The sequence below is a fragment of the Mangrovibacter sp. MFB070 genome (assembly GCF_000705335.1).
In the GTDB taxonomy this organism is placed as follows: Bacteria; Pseudomonadota; Gammaproteobacteria; order Enterobacterales; family Enterobacteriaceae; genus Mangrovibacter; species Mangrovibacter plantisponsor.
The window spans coordinates 32,500-50,899 of sequence record NZ_JJMI01000015.1 but is presented as its reverse complement, the minus strand read 5'-3'; the positions used below and the strand labels follow the sequence as shown (position 1 = coordinate 50,899).

18 protein-coding genes and 2 tRNA genes are annotated in these 18,400 nt (G+C 48.7%); 10 read left to right on the top strand and 10 right to left on the bottom strand.

The genetic code is table 11. From position 1 onward, the window contains the following. Positions 1–10: 10 nt before the first annotated feature. The 3 genes from galU to rssA all read right to left on the bottom strand — a co-directional run bounded on the left by galU (position 11) and on the right by rssA (position 3,116). Entirely contained in the window at positions 11–919 is a 909-nt protein-coding gene (galU, locus tag DT73_RS05720) for a UTP--glucose-1-phosphate uridylyltransferase GalU (protein WP_036105304.1), read from the bottom strand. Between the two features lie 199 nt (positions 920–1,118). Then, on the bottom strand, positions 1,119–2,132 hold the full coding sequence (rssB, locus tag DT73_RS05715) for a two-component system response regulator RssB (RefSeq protein ID WP_036105300.1): 1,014 nt from the start codon (positions 2,130–2,132) through the stop codon (positions 1,119–1,121). A gap of 90 nt (positions 2,133–2,222) precedes the next feature. Further along, positions 2,223–3,116: a patatin-like phospholipase RssA gene (gene rssA / locus DT73_RS05710; protein ID WP_036105296.1), complete on the bottom strand. Its 894-nt coding sequence runs from the start codon at positions 3,114–3,116 to the stop codon at positions 2,223–2,225. Positions 3,117–3,227: 111 nt separating this feature from the next. Here rssA and DT73_RS05705 point away from each other — a divergent pair, with 111 nt between their 5' ends. The 6 genes from DT73_RS05705 to narL all read left to right on the top strand — a co-directional run bounded on the left by DT73_RS05705 (position 3,228) and on the right by narL (position 7,704). After that, a complete protein-coding gene (locus DT73_RS05705) occupies positions 3,228–3,686 on the top strand; it encodes a YchJ family protein (protein WP_036105293.1) in 459 nt (152 codons plus the stop codon). 55 nt (positions 3,687–3,741) lie between these two features. Further along, positions 3,742–4,584: a formyltetrahydrofolate deformylase gene (gene purU, locus DT73_RS05700; protein ID WP_036105290.1), complete on the top strand. Its 843-nt coding sequence runs from the start codon at positions 3,742–3,744 to the stop codon at positions 4,582–4,584. 140 nt (positions 4,585–4,724) lie between these two features. After that, positions 4,725–4,809, top strand: a tRNA-Tyr gene (locus DT73_RS05695). Between the two features lie 68 nt (positions 4,810–4,877). Continuing rightward, positions 4,878–4,962 (top strand) — tRNA-Tyr (locus tag DT73_RS05690). A 348-nt stretch (positions 4,963–5,310) separates the two neighbouring features. Next, positions 5,311–6,945 (top strand): histidine kinase, encoded by a 1,635-nt coding sequence (locus DT73_RS25090; RefSeq protein ID WP_160173959.1) that lies wholly within the window; start codon positions 5,311–5,313, stop codon positions 6,943–6,945. Positions 6,946–7,056: 111 nt separating this feature from the next. Continuing rightward, positions 7,057–7,704, top strand: a complete 648-nt coding sequence (gene narL / locus DT73_RS05680; RefSeq protein ID WP_036105287.1) for a two-component system response regulator NarL — start codon at positions 7,057–7,059, stop codon at positions 7,702–7,704. Here narL and DT73_RS05675 read toward each other — a convergent pair. Continuing rightward, complete coding sequence (locus DT73_RS05675) at positions 7,701–9,113, bottom strand: YchO/YchP family invasin (protein ID WP_072006906.1); 1,413 nt, start codon at positions 9,111–9,113, stop codon at positions 7,701–7,703. The two genes, narL and DT73_RS05675, sit on opposite strands and share 4 nt — an antisense overlap. Before the next feature lie 163 nt (positions 9,114–9,276). Here DT73_RS05675 and DT73_RS05670 point away from each other — a divergent pair, with 163 nt between their 5' ends. The 3 genes from DT73_RS05670 to DT73_RS05660 all read left to right on the top strand — a co-directional run bounded on the left by DT73_RS05670 (position 9,277) and on the right by DT73_RS05660 (position 11,982). Then, complete coding sequence (locus DT73_RS05670; protein WP_036105545.1) at positions 9,277–9,630, top strand: DsrE/DsrF/TusD sulfur relay family protein; 354 nt, start codon at positions 9,277–9,279, stop codon at positions 9,628–9,630. Positions 9,631–9,724: 94 nt separating this feature from the next. Then, positions 9,725–11,515 (top strand): methyl-accepting chemotaxis protein, encoded by a 1,791-nt coding sequence (locus tag DT73_RS05665; RefSeq protein ID WP_036105284.1) that lies wholly within the window; start codon positions 9,725–9,727, stop codon positions 11,513–11,515. 221 nt (positions 11,516–11,736) lie between these two features. Next, entirely contained in the window at positions 11,737–11,982 is a 246-nt protein-coding gene (locus DT73_RS05660) for a hypothetical protein (RefSeq protein WP_036105281.1), read from the top strand. Between the two features lie 78 nt (positions 11,983–12,060). Here DT73_RS05660 and DT73_RS05655 read toward each other — a convergent pair whose 3' ends face one another. Then, positions 12,061–12,726 (bottom strand): gamma-glutamylcyclotransferase, encoded by a 666-nt coding sequence (locus tag DT73_RS05655; protein WP_036105279.1) that lies wholly within the window; start codon positions 12,724–12,726, stop codon positions 12,061–12,063. Between the two features lie 482 nt (positions 12,727–13,208). On the opposite strand from DT73_RS05655, the gene chaA reads away from it, so the two are divergent. After that, the gene (gene chaA / locus DT73_RS05645; protein ID WP_036105272.1) at positions 13,209–14,306 is read left to right on the top strand and encodes a sodium-potassium/proton antiporter ChaA; all 1,098 of its coding nucleotides are present in this window, start codon (positions 13,209–13,211) and stop codon (positions 14,304–14,306) included. Between the two features lie 68 nt (positions 14,307–14,374). Here chaA and kdsA read toward each other — a convergent pair whose 3' ends face one another. The 5 genes from kdsA to prfA are packed head-to-tail and all read right to left on the bottom strand — an operon-like array spanning position 14,375 to position 18,394. Continuing rightward, positions 14,375–15,229, bottom strand: coding sequence for a 3-deoxy-8-phosphooctulonate synthase (gene kdsA, locus DT73_RS05640; protein ID WP_036105268.1), 855 nt, complete (start codon positions 15,227–15,229; stop codon positions 14,375–14,377). A gap of 39 nt (positions 15,230–15,268) precedes the next feature. After that, on the bottom strand, positions 15,269–16,078 hold the full coding sequence (gene sirB1 / locus DT73_RS05635) for an invasion regulator SirB1 (RefSeq protein WP_036105265.1): 810 nt from the start codon (positions 16,076–16,078) through the stop codon (positions 15,269–15,271). After that, the gene (locus tag DT73_RS05630) at positions 16,075–16,467 is read right to left on the bottom strand and encodes a SirB2 family protein (protein WP_036105262.1); all 393 of its coding nucleotides are present in this window, start codon (positions 16,465–16,467) and stop codon (positions 16,075–16,077) included. The genes sirB1 and DT73_RS05630 overlap by 4 nt, the downstream gene beginning before the upstream one ends. A gap of 2 nt (positions 16,468–16,469) precedes the next feature. Continuing rightward, the gene (prmC, locus tag DT73_RS05625) at positions 16,470–17,312 is read right to left on the bottom strand and encodes a peptide chain release factor N(5)-glutamine methyltransferase (protein ID WP_036105260.1); all 843 of its coding nucleotides are present in this window, start codon (positions 17,310–17,312) and stop codon (positions 16,470–16,472) included. Further along, positions 17,312–18,394: a peptide chain release factor 1 gene (prfA, locus tag DT73_RS05620; RefSeq protein ID WP_036105257.1), complete on the bottom strand. Its 1,083-nt coding sequence runs from the start codon at positions 18,392–18,394 to the stop codon at positions 17,312–17,314. The genes prmC and prfA overlap by 1 nt, the downstream gene beginning before the upstream one ends. Positions 18,395–18,400 lie beyond the last annotated feature (6 nt).

Sequence of the window (18,400 nt, the reverse complement as noted above, 5' to 3'; positions counted from 1 at the left end):
TTGAAAAAAATTACTTTTTGCCGCCGACTGTCGCATCAAGCCAGGCTTTAAAGTCAGGCCCTAATACTTTGTGGCGCAAACCGTACTCAACAAACGCCTGCATATAACCAAGTTTGTTACCGCAGTCATGGCTTTTACCTTTCATGTGGTAAGCCTCTACAGTTTCTTTGGCAATAAGCATGTCAATGGAGTCAGTCAGCTGAATTTCGTCACCAGCACCTGGAGGTGTTTTGGACAGTAACGGCCAGATATCTGCGCTTAATACATAACGACCAACAACGGCAAGATTAGAAGGCGCAACTTCTGCTTTCGGTTTTTCAACTACACCAACCATTGGCACACTATCACCTGGTTTGAGCGTTGCGCCCTGGCAGTCAACCACACCATATGCCGTTACATCTTCAACAGGTTCAACCATAATCTGGCTGTGACCTGTTTCATCGAAACGGCTAATCATGTCAGCAAGGTTATCGCGGGAGAGGTCTGATTCGTATTCATCCAGAATGACATCAGGGAGGATAACCGCAACCGGCTCATCACCCACAACCGGATGCGCGCAAAGCACTGCATGCCCCAAACCTTTAGCCAGGCCCTGGCGAACCTGCATAATTGTTACGTGTGGCGGGCAAATTGACTGAACCTCTTCCAGCAACTGGCGTTTTACACGTTTTTCCAGCATAGCTTCCAGTTCAAAACTGGTATCGAAGTGGTTTTCAATGGAGTTTTTTGATGAGTGAGTGACCAGTACAATTTCGGTAATGCCGGCTGCAATACATTCATTAACCACATATTGGATCAGTGGTTTATCCACCAGCGGCAGCATTTCTTTCGGGATTGCTTTTGTTGCTGGCAGCATGCGGGTGCCAAGACCGGCAACCGGGATTACTGCTTTCCTTACTTTCGATTTAATAGCAGCCATTAAAATATCTCCTGGACTGTTCAAGTTTTAAACTTGCTCGTCAATATAAACGCGTTTGAGTATATCAGCTTGAATTAAAAATCTGCGGCTTAATACTCGTTGCACCTGTAATTTAAGACAAATACGAAGAAGCTGTTGCAGATATTACCACTGGGAACAGATAGCGGGAAAAGCTATCTGTAATGAAACTTTATTTTGCTCATTCCGTGTGCAACATCAAGCGCAAATGCCCGCCCGCGCCCCAAACACGGCACTGCCAGGCATCACAACGGTGGCTTAATTGGTTAAGGTAAGCATTGCCTAATGTGCCCAAAGGAACACCATTACTTAACTGAATCTGATGGTCACCTGATTTCAACTGCGCATTAAGCCCGGCAGAAACTAAAATTAAATTTTTTAGCTCTGAGTGGTAATAACCCACCATCAAGGGGAATTGTCCGGAAAGATTCGCTTTACGTAATAACTGGTTAACTTTTTTTAATAATGGACCTAATTCAGGTAAACGTTGCCCTTGCCGGGATAATTGTTCCTGCAACAAGCTGTTGAACAACGAACGCAGAAGTAATGCAGCAAGTACGCCGTTATCTCCGGCACGCGTAACATCAAGGCAGTAAAAAGCCAGATCCTGCGCAGACAAAGGCGCTACATCCAGCACCAGCCCTGGTTTATCTGCCAACACCAATTGGTGATATGACAATTCACACCCGGAGATATGTTGGCGTAACGGAGGTTGAAGCTCTTTTAACAGTTTGGCCGCGGCACCGGGGTTGCGCACCAGTGCATCCCAGTCATCAAACAGTTGCTCCTCTTCTTCTACTCTGGAATTGAACATCGCAGGATAGAGGCAGGCATAAACTGTTTCTTTTAAGTTGGCAAAGTTTTTAATAGGTTTGAGTAATACATCTTGTACCCCCAACCGAAGCGCGCTGGCGATGTCCGACATATTATCTGTTGCTGAGATAATCAGCACAGGCGTCTGATCCCCACGGTTGCGAATCTGTTCAATAAACTCAAGCCCGTTCATCCTTGGCATAGCCAGATCGCAAATCAGCAAATCAGGTGGCTGCAGGGACATTTTCTCAAGGGCATCAATGCCGTCTTCGGCTAACAGCGTATTGGCACCCAACGAAGCTAACCATCCATCCAGCATCGCGCGGAAAACAGGCTCGTCTTCAACTATCAAAATCAGTTTTCCGTGCAGCGGTTGAGTCATGCTCCCTCCCTTGCCTGATGATACGATAATAGTGGCATGGTATGCGGGGTTGCGCCTCTCAGAATGAACTGAAGAAATGTAAATATGCTGTTAATCATTGCTTTTCACCAAAGGAAGCAACTCATCCAGGTGTTTTTCAACCGCCAGCCTGCCAGCATCAATAGCTTCTTTTGCCCGATGGAAATCCAGCGTTGATATTTGTGGGCAAAAAGGTTGAAGCGTCACCTCTGGTGGGTCGCCTGCCATACGGCTTAGTTTCAGGCGGTTTTCCAGCACCTGAATGGATGTTGTCATAATTTCCAGCGCCCCGGGGGGCTGCTGATGGTGTGGCGGTGACACGAAACCTAGCCGGGTTAATACCTTATCTTTCCAGTGTACCGGTACGTGTTCCTCATTCTGACGCGAGGTTAACAGGTTCTGCTGAATCAGATGTGCATCATGCTGCAAATCAACCGCAATAACGATATCCGCCCCTAATGCTCTGGCCAGAGAAACAGGTACCGGGTTGACTACACCACCGTCAACCAACCAGTAGCCTTTATGGCGCACGGGAGATAATAACCCCGGTATGCTGCAGGAAGCGCGCACAGCACCGTGCAAATCCCCTTTGGTGAACCAGATTTCTCGCCCCGTGCTCAGGTTGGTTGCGACAGTTGCAAAACGGACCGGGCATTCTTCAATGTGCCGGGCTGGAATATGCTGCCTGACTTGCTTAAACACACGTTCGCCACGCAGTAACCCGCCCCGGCGCCAGGAAACATCCATTAGCCTTAAAACATCCCAGTAACTGAATGACCGTACCCACTTTTCCAGGGAATCCAGTGAATTACAGGCATAAGCTGCGCCAACCAACGAACCAATAGAGCACCCGGCGATAATATCCGCATGGATACCTGCCTGTTCAAGGCCCCGAATAACGCCAATATGAGCCCATCCTTTTGCTGCGCCTGAACCTAAAGCCAGACCAATCTTAGTTTGTCTCATCTGTTTATCTGGTGTCCCCTGTTAACATGCCGTAGCATCACACCTCATTACGTTAGTATATTATTTAACTGTCACTTAATTGTGAATGTATGTTTAAAACAGGAGTGTTTTGTGTCATCGGAATGTCTTTGTCATAGCGGTTTGGAGTATAGCGCATGTTGCGGCCCCTTCCTGGCCGGTAGCGCGGTTGCACAAACACCGGAACAATTAATGCGCTCTCGCTATTGTGCTTTTGTGCTTAAAAATGCGGATTACCTCATTAATACCTGGCATCCGGATTGCCATGCAGAGCAGTTACGTCATGATTTACTGGCGGGTTTTGAACAAACAGAGTGGTTGGGGTTGACTATTTTTGCCACACAAAAAGGCAACCATGACAATGAAGGTTTTGTTAGTTTTGTCGCCCGTTATCGTGATAAGCAACATGACAGCGCAATAATTGAACGTTCCAGGTTCTTAAATCAAAACGGTCAGTGGTATTATATTGACGGAACGCGGCCTGAGTTTGGTCGCAATGACCCGTGCCCTTGTGGCTCCGGGAAAAAATTCAAGAAGTGTTGTGGTCGCTGATTCGCACTAACAATACTCATTTATGCAAACACCATTCAACAGGATTGACCTTGCGATGCAAGCGCTACAACGAAAAGTACTGAGAACTATTTGTCCCGACCAGAAAGGTCTTATCGCCCGTATTACCAACATTTGCTATAAGCACGAACTTAATATTGTTCACAATAATGAGTTCGTGGACCATCGTACCGGGCGATTTTTTATGCGTACCGAGCTGGAAGGTATATTTAATGATGTCACTTTACTGGCTGATTTAGACAGTGCCTTACCAGAAGGTTCTGTGCGCGAACTCAACCCTGCCGGGCGCCGCCGCATCGTCATTTTGGTTACCAAAGAAGCCCATTGTCTTGGTGACCTGCTGATGAAAGCATCATTTGGTGGCCTGGATGTAGAAATTGCAGCCGTAATTGGTAACCACGACACTTTGCGCACGCTGGTCGAACGCTTCGATATTCCTTTTGAACTGGTTAGCCACGAAGGTGTGACACGTGAAGAGCACGATAAACTGATGGCTGATGCCATTGAAGCTCATGAGCCTGATTATGTGGTTCTGGCTAAATATATGCGTGTATTGACGCCTTCGTTTGTCTCGCGCTTCTCAAATAAAATCATCAATATTCACCACTCCTTCCTGCCGGCATTTATTGGTGCCCGTCCATACCACCAGGCCTATGAGCGTGGTGTTAAGATAATTGGTGCCACCGCCCACTATGTTAATGACCACCTGGATGAAGGCCCAATCATTATGCAGGATGTGATTAATGTTGATCATACCTTCACCGCAGAAGAAATGATGAAAGCCGGACGGGATGTTGAAAAGAATGTGCTGAGCCGTGCTCTGGATAAAGTGCTGTCTCAGCGTGTCTTTGTTTACGGTAACCGTACAATTATTCTCTGACTACTAATAATGAACTGTTTGGTTTTAATGCTTTATGGGCAAAAAGCATGCAAACAGTTCATTTTCATGAAAACGGGGCTTTACAGCGCCGTTTCATTTGATATTATGCGCCCCGCTTCCTAATCAGGAAGCAGGCCAGTGGTGGGGTTCCCGAGCGGCCAAAGGGAGCAGACTGTAAATCTGCCGTCATCGACTTCGAAGGTTCGAATCCTTCCCCCACCACCATCTTCACTTGAATGTTAAGTGACGGGTGTCGAGTTTAGTTTTAATCGTTGGTTAGTTTTCTACAATTTGGTGGGGTTCCCGAGCGGCCAAAGGGAGCAGACTGTAAATCTGCCGTCATCGACTTCGAAGGTTCGAATCCTTCCCCCACCACCATCCTCGCCAATTCATCCTTATTAAACCCCAATAAATATTTTTGCATATTCTTCAGCACGGGGAAGGATGAGAAGCTTCGACTAAGGTTCGACACGAGTAACACTCCGCAGACTTAACGTGATACTCATCATATTTTGATATTTTCCTTAAGATTATTTAAGGAAAATTAACTCAGTTTAAAAATTAAAATCATATTATTTTTCAGATAACTACTGCACTAATTGCCACTAAAATAAATACTGCGCTACCGATTTTTGTCCATGAACATAACTCTTCCGGGGTATGGGTGATAGCGACAATATCATTCACAATCATACACAGTTGATGTTCATGCTGAGGCCACTGTTTATGTCCGTTCCCCGTGTAAGCACAAAGCTGCGCCAGTTTATGGTGCCGCTGATTATGCTGCTGGCTGTGCTCGGCGCGACCGGAATGGCCACATGCGTATGGCTAAGCCAGGAAATCGCCACCAGCAAATCCGGGATTAAAACAACAGACATTATTCATACTAAAACCTGGCAACTACTGCCCTTAATACCTGTGACTGAAACCAACAGCCGCAGACTGGCTGAAATCCAGAGTATTTTGTTTTCTACCACCCTTGGTAACGCAGCCCGCCATGACAACCAAAAACATCAACTGGATATGTTACAGGCAGAGTGGCGTACCTCACTGCTCCCTGCTCTGTTGTCTGCTACGTCTCCTCAGGCTGCCACCCCGCAACTTGAAGTCTTCGCAGAAAAAGTAACCGCCCTTAACCGGGTTTTTGACATACATACCGCGAAGCACATCAAGCAGGCTATATTGATTCAAAAATGCCTTGCGGTAATGCTTGCCTTACTCGTCGTGCTAATCATCATGCAATGGCGTATCACCCGCCATGCAAGTAAAAATACGCCACCCACGCAGTTATTCTCCCCAGAGACTGCCTCATTTATTAATAACGCAACGGTTCTTCAGCGGATTAACCTGGTACTTAATAGTGAAGGGCCTGTTTGCCAGCGCATACCCAGTATTTTATTTGAATTGCAGTCAGTCACGCCGTTGATAAATTTACAACTGCGTATTTATGAACATGATGAAAATCAGCACTATTACGAAGTCAGTTACACAGCCCAACAAGAAACTGATTGCCTTAACTGCCCACGTGATGTGAACCCGGCTCCGGTAGCGGGTACTCCGCTATGCTGGCGCTTACATAATCGCCAGCATTTTTACGGAATTTTGCTCGGTGAGTTGCCTGATACCCAGGAGTTATCAGGCGAACATTCTCAATTAATTGAAACTGTCGCAGCGGGTATTACAGCCGTTCTCGCAATTGAGCAACAGCAGGCACAGCAACAGCAATTTCTTCTTATGCAGGAGCAATCAGACCTTGCCAAAAACCTGCATGATTCTCTGGCACAATCACTATCCAGTATGAAGATGCAGGTTGGTGTATTACAAATGCAGGGCAATACGCTGGACAACGACGCTCAGACACTTGTCGGCCAAATACGCCATGAATTGAACAGTTCATGGGTGCAGATGCGCCAGTTACTGAGCACTTTCCGCCTGAACCTGAACGAACCTGGTCTGAAGACGGCACTGGAAGATTGCTGTGAAGATTTCAGCCAGCGTCTGGGTTTTGCCGTTTCACTCAACTGGCAAGGTGTCTCTTCGCATATTGCTGAACACCAAATACTCCACCTGATTCATATAGTGCGTGAAGGATTAAGCAATGTTGTACGCCATGCCAATGCAACCGCCGCGAGTATCACAGTAGAAGAAAATAATGGCTGGGTGACACTGACACTGTTTGATAACGGTGCCGGTATCCCTGAGAACATCAGTGATAATAGCCACTATGGTGTTTTGATTATGCGCGACCGCGCGCAAAGCCTGAACGCGACATTCTCCCTTCAGTCACCGGCTTCTGGTGGCACTGAAATTACCGTACATTTCCGGGCAAGCAAGCGTCATTCCCCGGGTTCATCAGAATAAACTCACAGTCACAACTCTCCAGAAACTTCAGTACGGAACCCGGCAGGTTTTCAATCCGGTGCTAAACTGGCTTTAAGCGCTTGTTCATTGGACGATTATGTGGAGAAAACAATGGCTGAGGAACCCGCAACTATTCTGTTGATTGATGATCACCCCATGCTAAGACGCGGCGTAAAGCAACTGATTGGCCTTGCCCCCGATATTCAGGTTATTGGGGAAGCCAGCAGCGGTGAGCAAGGAATAGCCATGGCAGAATCTCTGGATCCGGATTTGATTCTGCTGGATCTGAATATGCCAGGAATGAACGGACTGGAAACGTTGGACCATTTGCGCCAAAAATCTCTCTCCGGCCGTATTGTTGTCTTTACCGTGTCTAATCTCGAAGAGGATGTCGTCCAGGCACTGAAACGTGGAGCTGACGGCTATTTACTCAAAGATATGGAACCTGAAGAGTTACTGGTGGCCTTACAACAGGCAGCGGCCGGTGAAATGGTATTAAGTGACACGCTGACTCCCATCCTCGCGGCCAGTTTACGCAACAGCCGAAACGGCACTGAGCGTGATGTAAACCAGCTTACTCCCAGGGAACAGGATATTTTACGGCTGATAGCACAGGGCTTACCCAACAAGTTGATAGCCCGCCAGCTTGATATCACTGAAAGTACCGTGAAGGTTCATGTTAAGCATCTGCTGAAAAAGATGAAACTCAAATCACGGGTTGAGGCCGCAGTGTGGGTGCACCAGGACAGAGTTTTTTAATTCTCTTCGGGCAGCAGCTTGTATTCTGTTGAATTACCTGGAATATCTGCTGTTACCGGTGGTGTAAGTTTAAGCGTTATCCAGTTTGAAGTGACTTTCTGCCCTTTTGTGTCTTCGATAATAACTGACAACCGCCACTGATTAGTGGCGCCTTCAGCATCGTTCCACTGCGGCATTATTACCGTCCAGCCAGTGGTATCGCGCCGTTTTGTAGGCGCTGTCAGGCTAAGTGCCTGGGTATCGCCCTGCCAGCTGATATTACGAATACCGTAACGGTTCCGCAGTTCAATCTTGAGGCTTACAGTCTCACCCGCCTGGAGATCCCACGGCGGTGTAGCCAGCCAGACACTTAATGTTTTACGTTGCTTATATTCCAGTACCGGAATGTTATTTCGCTCCGGCGCATCATAGCGGCTTCCACGTAAAGACTGCACTGTTGCCACTTCATCGGCAGAGAGTTGCCGGTCCAGCGTCACACCAAACCGGTAGTTAACCTTAAGCCCCAGGTTGTTTTGCACTTCACCATTTTCACCCTGCTTATGTTGAGCCGTTAAGGTCAGTAGTGGCACAGGGGTATAGTTAAGCCCGACATTAACCGCATAAGGGTTATGGTAACCAGTACCACTGTCGAACAAGTCAACGTGCTGGCCAAAATATTGCTCAAAGCTTACTGTAGTACTGATATGGTGATAGAAAGGTAACCATGCACGGGCGTTGATATCATAACCCCGTGCCAGCCTGCGGCTGCGGGTGGTACTGCTGTTATGCCACCCAGTCAGGGGGTAGTAATAATTCGCTGAAAGACGCAGAGACTGTCCCCAGAGCTCAGCACCCAGCCCACCACGTTGTTCGTGCCCGTGCATTAATAAATCATAAAACGAGTTATAACCAACCAGCCAGTTACCCTGATTCCAGCGTTGCCCTATTCCGGCATTGCCCACTACGCCTTCATCCTGGTCGCTGATACTCAGTTGTGTCCATGTCAGGCCTTGTGCATCTTCATTCCAGGGAGTAAACAACGCCCCCTGAGTACCGGCAAAATTTCCGTCCTGATCGACCAACAGACTGAAACTTGCCTGGCCTGCCGGAGCAAGCAGGCTTTGCGCTTCTTTTGCCACCCGGGAAGAAACGTAATCACGCGCATTATCAAATGCCCAGTCTTTGAAAATAGCGGATGAATCATCAGTGGAGGTATCGTTCGCTGAACTCAGCCCTTTCAAATATTGAGAAAGTGTTTGTTCAAATTCACTTTGAGAGGTAGTAGTACCGCCCAGGTCGGGTAAGTTTTCCCCGGCAGTAACACTCTGTGACCCCGTAGAAACGGTATCACTCGCTGCGCCTGCATTGCCTGCCCAACAAGCAAGATCAACAAGCAAAAACGTAGTACAGAAAAAAGAATAAAAACGCATTAATCAGTTACAACTATCATTCAGCCCGTTATACCCGCTTTAAAAATAAGGGAAGAGACTTCGTTTTTATGACTCAACATCAATGTACCAGCTTACAGGTAACTACTATCATCATGCCATACAGATAATTCCAGAAACAATGCCTGAACCAGAGGGAAGTGTTATGCAAAAGATAACCCTGATTGCAAATGGTGCTGCTTATGGCAGTGAGTCGCTGTTTAACTGCCTGCGTCTGGCAATTGCACTGAGTGAGCAACAACCGCAGCCAGTACTCCAACTTTTTTTGATGTCTGATGCCGTTACGGCAGGTCTGCGCCAGCAGCACCCGGCAGAAGGCTACAATATTCAGCAAATGCTGGAGATCCTGACCGCGCAAAACATTCCGGTGCGTTTATGTAAAACCTGCGCAGACGGGCGCGGTGTCAGCGCGTTGCCTCTGATTGACGGTATAGAGATTGGCACTCTGGTTGAACTGGCCAAATGGACACTGGAAGCCGATAAAGTTCTGACATTCTGAGTCTGTGCTGGTCGGGTATACCACTTAGGTGGTCTCAAGTTTCAATTAAGGTTGGCCGATAACTGGCAAAACAACGCAGTAAAGGTCAACCAAAATGATAAGTTCAATTCGTGCACGTATTTTGCTGGCTGCAACAGGATGCTTAGTTATTGCCCTGATATTAAACACGGTCATTAACTACCAGGTCACCCGTAAGGACAACATCAACCAAAATAACCAAATTTTGCAGAGCACAGCAGACAGCCATGCGCTGGCAATCCGTGACTGGGTCAGCAGTAAACTGACCATGATTTCTTCCCTGCAATCAGTAGCATTACAAAATGACCCGCTGCCGTTTTTCCGGCAAATCGCAACTGCTGGCGGTTTTACTAACGTGTATGTTGGGTATGCCAACAGAACTGCGAAGTTTACCGATCCAACCGGCGTGCCAGCGGATTATGACCCAACCGGGCGCCCCTGGTATAAACAAGCCGTTGCGGCCAGTGCGCCAATTGTCACTGCACCTTATGTTGATGCAGGCACCGGTAAACTGGTGGTGTCTTTCGCCGTCCCGGTTAGCGCAGACGGGCAGATAAAAGCAGTGGTTGCCGGCGATGTCTCCATGGATACGGTTGTTGATAACGTTCGTAGCATTCACCCAACGGCCAACAGTTCAGGCATGCTGGTCAACGAAGATGGAACTTTGATTGCCGCCGCTAAAGCTGAGCTGGCACTGAAACCATTTGACAGCCTGGTTACCGGTATTCCATTTGCCACACTACGCCAGGCCAAAACACTGGAACAAGGGAGCATTGGCGAAGCGAGCAAATATTTGGCGGCGCAACAGGTTGGTGGCACGCAATGGTATCTGGTGGTTGCGCTGGATAAACAAGATGCAACAGCCGGTATGCGAGCGCTGTTAAAAGCTTCAGCTTTTGCTTTGCTGGTGCTGGCTGTCATTTCTGCTGGTTTAGTGCATATGTTGGTTTCAACAGTATTGAAGCGCTTGTCTTCTATTCGTGACGCTATGGGCTCAATCAGTAGTGGTACCAACGACCTTTCTCAACGGCTGCCGGATACCGGCAATGATGAAGTGTCTCAGATTGCCCATGCTTTTAACGCATTCTGTGACAAGCTGGCCGGAGCAATGGAACAAATTCGCGAATCCAGTGCTTCAGTTAAAATTGCCGCCAATGAAATTGCCGCGGGTAATCAGGACCTGTCGACACGCACCGAGCAGGCCGCATCCAGCCTGCGAGAAACCGCCAGTGCCGTTGAACAAATTTCTGCATCAGTTTCCCACTCAACCGATGCGGCTGCACAGGCCAACCAACAGGCATCCTCTGCATCTCAGGCTGCCGGGCGTGGTGGTGAAGTTGTCGCCCAGGCAATCTCCACCATGCAACAGATTGAAGATGCATCCCAGCGTATAGGGCAAATTACCAGTGTCATTGATGGTATTGCTTTCCAGACCAACATTCTGGCATTGAATGCTGCTGTGGAAGCGGCGCGAGCCGGAGAACAAGGGCGTGGGTTTGCCGTAGTAGCCGGTGAAGTGCGTAGCCTTGCACAGCGCAGCGCTCAGGCGGCAAAAGAGATAAAATCACTGATTGACGATACAACACAGTGTGTTGAAAGTGGTGCGCATTTTGTAAGACTGGCAGGTGACAGCATGGAGGAAGTATCAGGCGGCATCACCAATGTGTCGGGAATTATGCGTGAAATTACCATTGCCACCAGCGAACAAATGCTTGGAATTCAGGAGATTAACCAGGCTGTCACTCGCCTTGATCAAATGGTACAGCAAAATGCTGAGCTGGTCGTCGAATCCGCTGCTGCGGCGGATGCTCTGCAAATGCAGGCCGGTGAACTGGCGGAAACAGCAAGCCTGTTCCGAATTAAATAACGTTATTCAGCCGGTCGTTGGTGATATTTTGCGCTGGCTGAATTGATTCAAGCATTTTGTAATTAAAGTTTAAGCATTGCATTTTTATTTGATCAAAATCAGAAATTCCTCACGGACTCTTTGGTGTTATGAGATGAGTGATTTGTGAGCAAACTCACGTATCAAGGGGGACTAATCAGACAAGGAGGTCTGTTAATTTATTCTGATGGGGTCAACTAACAATGGCTGTGGTAAAAACAACTTTAAAACTGTTTGGCGGCGATACTGTCGTAGTACGTTGTTCAGACAATTGTCACATTCATCTGAGTGCGAATGATTGCGAGCAGACCGGGATTGATGCAGAAATCATGAGCGTTCAAAACCGCAATACTGCTTACCTCGCCGTACCTTTTAGCGGTATCTGGAATGTGCTGATTGACAGCCACAGCCAGTCGCTTGAGCATGCGATTAGCTACGTACCCGCGTAATCAGCAATTTGTTTTACTGGCTTGTTATGTGTTCAGTGCCGGGGTAAAACCCGGCATTTTGCTGCACTGGCAAAGCGTTTAAGCACCAGGCTGGTGCAACTGCTGAACCAGGTGATTAAGCCGTTCCATACTCTCGTCAACAATACCCATTTTCTGGCACTGCTGTGCAAGGGAAAACAAATATTGGGCGTTGGTTCCCAGTGGGCCACTGGCTCCGGCAATTAAAGGCGCAATCACTTCTGGCCGGGTATCGCCTTCAAACAACGGGTGCCGGGAATCCATTATGAATACCAGCGCATCAATTTCGCGCCCATCATCCAGGGCAATATGGCACCAGGTTGGCAAATAACACCCGGTTATCATTTCCCTTTTCCAGAGTAGTGGTAACTCGGCATCCAGTTCATTTTCTGGAATGCGGAAGGCCATACCTACGGTTTCACCGCCTTCCCGTAGCGCCAGCATTCTGCCGGGTTTACAGGCGGTTCCGCGCCCTGCGGTAAGGCGTAAACAAAATGCACGGTGCCAGCCAGTTAACCTCCCGGCGCGGGCATCATCAAATTCAAACGCGGGATTCCACATCAAAGAACCGTAACCAAAGACCCACACAGGGCCACGGCCGGGGCGGCGTGCCAGCGTTTCACATAGTGACGCTTCCCGCTGTTCACCTGTCCACAATAGTGTTTCGTCAATATCACCGAATGCGGTACGGCAATCTGCTTTTAATAAAAAATCTCGCGTTAACACGATACCCTCCTACAGCCACTGCACAGAACCAACAAACCACCTCAAAATAAGCCTGCCGCTTCTGCTTACGTCATCTGCCACTTAACCACTCTGCTAACAACTATGCAAAACACATACCCGAAATCAGGCATAAATATGAGGTAATGCTTTTACTTGATATCGGCGTTTTTTTCTGCGCCTCCAGTGCCCTTAATCAAAAAAACACAGATACACTATCAAAACAGAGCAATGCGTTGGCACGAGCCCACTTACCATATTGAGGAAACTGCGAGACTTCGCCAGGTTCTCAGAAAGAATCATCAGGTAAAACAGAGTAAATGTAACAATTTTTTCCTGATATTCTGTTAAGTTAGCGTTTTTTAATGCAATAAAACACCGAAAAAGATAATTCAACGCCAGGGCCACTTTATGTCACCTGCAACTGTCATGATACCGGGCCTGTGTCTGTCAGTATTGGCACCACCACGTTAAGGAAGTTAGTTATGGGAAACCAGGATGCAGTAAAAACTCGCCATAAAGAAACATCACTACTCATGCCGTTAATTGCAGTTGGTGTGTTGTTTGTTTGGGGATCAACCACCAACTTGCCTGCGATAATCGGCATTAACATTCTTGCCCTTGCGGGTATTCTGTTTAGTGCATTTAGTGTTGTACGCCATGCAGATGTACTGGCGCATCGCCTGGGGGAACCCCTTGGTTCGCTGATCCTGACTTTATCTGTCGTTATTTTGGAGGTCAGCCTGATATCCGCATTAATGGCGACCGGCGACGCAGCGCCAACGCTCATGCGGGATACGCTCTACTCAATCATTATGATAGTCACGGGTGGTCTGGTTGGTTTTTCTCTGCTTCTTGGCGGGAATAAGTTTGCTACCCAGCACGTAAACCTGTATGGCATTAAGCAGTATTTAATGGCGATACTTCCCCTTGCCGTCATTGTTCTTATCTTTCCGGCAGCGTTGCCGGGTGGTGATTTTACCACCGGCCAGATGCTCATTATTGCGTTAATCTCGGCAGCAATGTATGGCATTTTTTTACTGATCCAGACCCGCACACATCAGAACTTATTTGTCTATGAACACGAAGATGACAGTGACGATGATGACCCGCATCATGGTAAACCCTCTGCACACAGTAATATCTGGCACGCATGCTGGCTGGTCGTTCACCTGGTTGCGGTTATTTCAGTCACCAAGCTGAACGCCGTTCCTTTGGAGGGATTACTGACTCATCTTAACGCCCCTGTTGCCTTCACTGGCTTTTTGGTCGCACTGTTGATTTTGTCGCCTGAAGGGCTTGGTGCTATCAAAGCAGTGCTTAATAACCAGGTTCAACGGGCAATGAATTTGTTCTTTGGCTCTGTTCTGGCGACTATTTCACTGACAGTGCCGACCGTGACGATTATTTCTCTGCTCACCGGGCACGAACTCACTTTCGCTCTCGGGTTGCCAGAAATTGTGGTGATGTCGACAGTGCTGGTGTTATGCCAGGTATCTTTCTCTACCGGGCGAACCAATGTGCTGAATGGCTCCGCACACCTGGCCCTGTTTATAACCTATTTGATGACTATTTTCGCCTGACATTTCCCCAGTAAAAAACCCCGCCAGCAATGCTGTAGCGGGGTTTTGTTTTTGGTTTGAACACCAGCTTAGTTACTGGTATCCAGTTCCGGGAAGCTTTTCACCAGGTCGTCAATCGCTTTCATCTGCACCAGGAACGGTTCCAGTTTATCCAGCGGCAATGCTGACGGGCCATCACAGCGGGCATTTTCCGGGTCCGGATGCGCTTCAATAAACAAGCCGGCAATACCTGTTGCCATGCCTGCTCGAGCCAGTTCAGTAACCTGGGCACGGCGGCCACTTGATGCAGCACCAAATGGGTCACGGCATTGCAATGCGTGCGTCACGTCAAAAATCACGGGCGAATTGCCAGAAACTTTCTTCATAACACCAAAGCCCAGCATATCGACAACTAAATTGTCGTAGCCAAAGTTACTGCCGCGGTCACACAGAATCACGTTTTCATTGCCGCCTTCACGGAATTTATCAACGATGTTTCCCACTTGCCCCGGGCTAATAAACTGCGGCTTTTTAATATTAATCACTGCGCCCGTTTTCGCCATCGCTTCAACCAGGTCTGTCTGGCGAGCCAGGAATGCAGGAAGCTGAATCACATCGACAACTTCTGATACCGGCTGAGCCTGGTATGCTTCATGCACATCAGTAATGATTTTCACACCAAATGCAGCTTTCAGCTCCTGGAAAATTTTCATCCCTTCATCAAGCCCCGGGCCACGATATGAATTAATGGATGAGCGGTTAGCTTTGTCGAATGACGCTTTAAAAACGTAAGGGATGCCCAGTTTTTCGGTGACCTTGACGTAGTGTTCACAAATACGCATCGCCAGGTCGCGGGATTCAAGCACATTCATGCCACCAAACAAGACAAATGGCAGATCATTCGCCACACTGATGTCACCAATGTTAACCACTTTTTGCTTCATATCTTCGCCTTATTGAAGGTTTAAGCCACAGCATGCACGTTAATGCAACGTCACTTGCTTGCGGGAAAGAGTATTTATTTGCGCGCGGATCATTTCGCTTACCGGGTCTTCAGGGCACTGCTCAACAAAATAGTTTAAGTCGTTAAGCGCTATATGCTCGCAATCAAGTTGTGCGTAAATCAGCCCACGGTCACGAATTTCGTACGGGTCTTCCGGGTTGAACTGCAACAACACTTCGCTGGCCCTGAGTGCCAAAATAAGTTGCTGCTCTTCCATCAACGCAGTTTTCAGCGTGTAGAGCATTTTATTAATAACCTGCACATTATCCGCTTCGGTGAGATCATCTTCGAATAATTGCGCTACGGGGCTGATATTCCCTTTCAGCCAGACATCCAGTGTGTGCCGGTCAAGATGCTCACCATTAAAGGGGTTAATCAGCATCATATCGCCGTCCATCCAGTCCGCCCGCAAGATAAGTTGGGTGGGGAAAACAACCGGCATCAAAGGCAGAGCAAGTTGCCCGGCAAGCCACAGCAAAATCGCGCCCAGTGACACCGCACTTCCTTGCCTGTTTTTCAGGACATTGTCCAGCCACAATGCATCGGACAGACGGTAAACACCACCTGCATCTTTAAAGCCCCACTCACCGTAAAACAGGGCAAGCAATTTTTCCATTTGCCGGTCAGCGTCCCAGCCCATGCTAATCTCTTCACGCGCCTGGCTAACCAGTGTATCGAGTTGTTGCTGTACTTCCCATGACGGAAAATCATCGCGTATTAATTGAGAAATCAGAATCATACCATCACATAACGTGGTGTGATTGAACTCGAAATTGTCTAACAACTTCATAATATCCCCAGCAGTGGTACTTGAGTGGTGGCAATTCGGAAAATGATATAAAGCACCACCAGTGCCAGCAAAAATGCAAACCAGCGAATCTGCGGGTTGCGCGGCCCGCGGCCTAACGCAATAAACCCTAAAACGATATAAATGATAACGCCAAATAACTTTTCAGTCAGCCATGCGCCTTGTGGGGTAAAAGGATAGAGGTGCTTTAACAACATCAGTGCCACACCGCTTGCCAGCAGTATTGTGTCGTTAATATGCGGGACAATGCGCACCCAGCGTTTACGCATGACTGGCGCGTTGTTGTGCATCCACCAGTAACGCAATACAAATAACCCGACAGAGATACACAAAGTAACAATATGCACCCGTAACACGGCCAGCTCAGCCATTATTATTCCTCCGGCATACCGTTGCGCCCAAGAGTCAGACGGTCGTTATTCCCATAGTCTTTAACAGTTTCTACATGGTGATAGCCTGCAGCACAGAACAACGCCCGAACTGATTCCCCCTGCTTCCAGCCATGCTCGAGTAACAACCAGCCGCCGGGAATAAGTACGCCCCGGGCCTGAGACACCAGTTCGGCCAAATCAGCAAGCCCGTTGTCTTTAGCGACCAGGGCGCTGCGTGGCTCAAAACGCACATCGCCCTGCCCAAGATGTTCGTCTGTTTCATCAATATAGGGGGGATTACTGACTACCAGGCTGAATTGCAGCGAGCTGACTGCGGAAAACCAGTCGCTTTGCAAAAACTGCACATTGGAAATACCCAAGCGGGCAGCGTTGCGACGGGCGAGTTCCACCGCTTCCGGAACCCGGTCCACACCGGTGACCTGGCAGTCAGGGCGTTCACTGGCAATCGCCAGAGCAATCGCGCCAGTTCCCGTCCCGGCATCCAACACCTGGCATGATTCTGGAGGTATGCGCACCAAAGCCTGCTCGACCAGGCATTCGGTATCCGGGCGCGGTATCAGCGTGTGTGGCGAAACATAAAGTGGTAGCGACCAGAACTCACGCTCACCCAGGATATAAGCAACTGGCTCACCATTTTTTCGCCGGGCCAGCAGTGTTTCAGCCTGCTGATACTGTTCCGGGCTGAGCTCGGTTTCACCGAACGCCAGCAAAAAGGTGCGCCCTTTTCCCGTTACGTGGCTGAGTAATATTTCCGCATCACGCCGCGGGCTGTCGCTGTCACAGAGATGCTCAGCCGCACGGGCCAGCCATTCACTAAGGTCCATTATTCCTGCTCAGACAGTGCAGCAAGCTGGTCTGCCTGGTATTCCTGAATCACAGGCTCAATCAGCATATCCAGCTTACCTTCCATCACTTCGTCCAGACGATAAAGAGTGAGGTTGATTCGGTGATCGGTCACCCTTCCCTGCGGAAAATTATAGGTCCGGTTGCGGTCAGAGCGATCGCCTGTGCCCAGCAAGTTACGCCGGGTTGTCGCTTCTTCCTGGTGCCGGCGGGACTCTTCCTGTGCCCGGATCCTCGCGCCCAAAACAGACAACGCTTTCGCTTTGTTTTTATGTTGGGAACGTTCATCCTGACATTCCACCACAATCCCTGTTGGTAAGTGAGTGATACGGATCGCGGAATCAGTGGTGTTAACGTGCTGCCCACCCGCCCCGGAAGAGCGGAAAGTATCAATGCGTAAGTCCCCGGGGTTGATATCTGGCATTTCAGCTTCTGGCAGTTCCGGCATAACCGCAACAGTACAGGCAGAGGTGTGAATACGCCCCTGAGATTCAGTAGCCGGTACACGCTGTACGCGATGACCGCCAGACTCAAATTTCAGGCGCCCATAAACCCCGTCGCCACTCACCCGGGCAATCACTTCTTTGTACCCGCCATGCTCACCGTCGTTGGCACTCATTATCTCAACCTGCCAACGGCGAGATTCTGCATAGCGGCTGTACATACGGAATAAGTCACCAGCAAAAATCGCGGCTTCATCCCCCCCTGTTCCGGCGCGTACTTCCACAAAAGCACTACGTTCATCGTCGGGGTCTTTAGGCAGCAGCAGTAACTGGAGTTGTTGCTCCAGGCTTTCCTGCATCTTACGCGCTTGATCTAACTCTTCCTGAGCCATTTCGCGCATTTCCGGGTCGCTCAGCAGGCTTTCTGCCGTTTCAATATCTTCTGCGTTTTGCTGCCATTGCTGGAAACAACGCGAAACATCAGCCAGTTGAGCATATTCACGCGACAGTGCGCGAAAACGATCCTGATCCGCGATAGTCGCAGCATCACCCAGTAACGCCTGAACTTCTTCATGGCGCTCGTCCAGGGCTTCCAGTTTGGCAACAATAGAGGGCTTCATGGATTG

Bases quoted from the DNA above. Each gene is read 5' to 3' on its own strand.
- galU (WP_036105304.1), bottom strand. From the start codon at position 919: ATGGCTGCTATTAAATCGAAAGTAAGGAAAGCAGTAATCCCGGTTGCC.
- rssB (WP_036105300.1), bottom strand. From the start codon at position 2,132: ATGACTCAACCGCTGCACGGAAAACTGATTTTGATAGTTGAAGACGAG.
- rssA (WP_036105296.1), bottom strand. From the start codon at position 3,116: ATGAGACAAACTAAGATTGGTCTGGCTTTAGGTTCAGGCGCAGCAAAA.
- purU (WP_036105290.1), top strand. From the start codon at position 3,742: ATGCAAGCGCTACAACGAAAAGTACTGAGAACTATTTGTCCCGACCAG.
- DT73_RS25090 (WP_160173959.1), top strand. From the start codon at position 5,311: ATGTCCGTTCCCCGTGTAAGCACAAAGCTGCGCCAGTTTATGGTGCCG.
- narL (WP_036105287.1), top strand. From the start codon at position 7,057: ATGGCTGAGGAACCCGCAACTATTCTGTTGATTGATGATCACCCCATG.
- DT73_RS05675 (WP_072006906.1), bottom strand. From the start codon at position 9,113: ATGCGTTTTTATTCTTTTTTCTGTACTACGTTTTTGCTTGTTGATCTT.
- DT73_RS05670 (WP_036105545.1), top strand. From the start codon at position 9,277: ATGCAAAAGATAACCCTGATTGCAAATGGTGCTGCTTATGGCAGTGAG.
- DT73_RS05665 (WP_036105284.1), top strand. From the start codon at position 9,725: ATGATAAGTTCAATTCGTGCACGTATTTTGCTGGCTGCAACAGGATGC.
- DT73_RS05660 (WP_036105281.1), top strand. From the start codon at position 11,737: ATGGCTGTGGTAAAAACAACTTTAAAACTGTTTGGCGGCGATACTGTC.
- chaA (WP_036105272.1), top strand. From the start codon at position 13,209: ATGGGAAACCAGGATGCAGTAAAAACTCGCCATAAAGAAACATCACTA.
- kdsA (WP_036105268.1), bottom strand. From the start codon at position 15,229: ATGAAGCAAAAAGTGGTTAACATTGGTGACATCAGTGTGGCGAATGAT.
- sirB1 (WP_036105265.1), bottom strand. From the start codon at position 16,078: ATGAAGTTGTTAGACAATTTCGAGTTCAATCACACCACGTTATGTGAT.
- DT73_RS05630 (WP_036105262.1), bottom strand. From the start codon at position 16,467: ATGGCTGAGCTGGCCGTGTTACGGGTGCATATTGTTACTTTGTGTATC.
- prmC (WP_036105260.1), bottom strand. From the start codon at position 17,312: ATGGACCTTAGTGAATGGCTGGCCCGTGCGGCTGAGCATCTCTGTGAC.
- prfA (WP_036105257.1), bottom strand. From the start codon at position 18,394: ATGAAGCCCTCTATTGTTGCCAAACTGGAAGCCCTGGACGAGCGCCAT.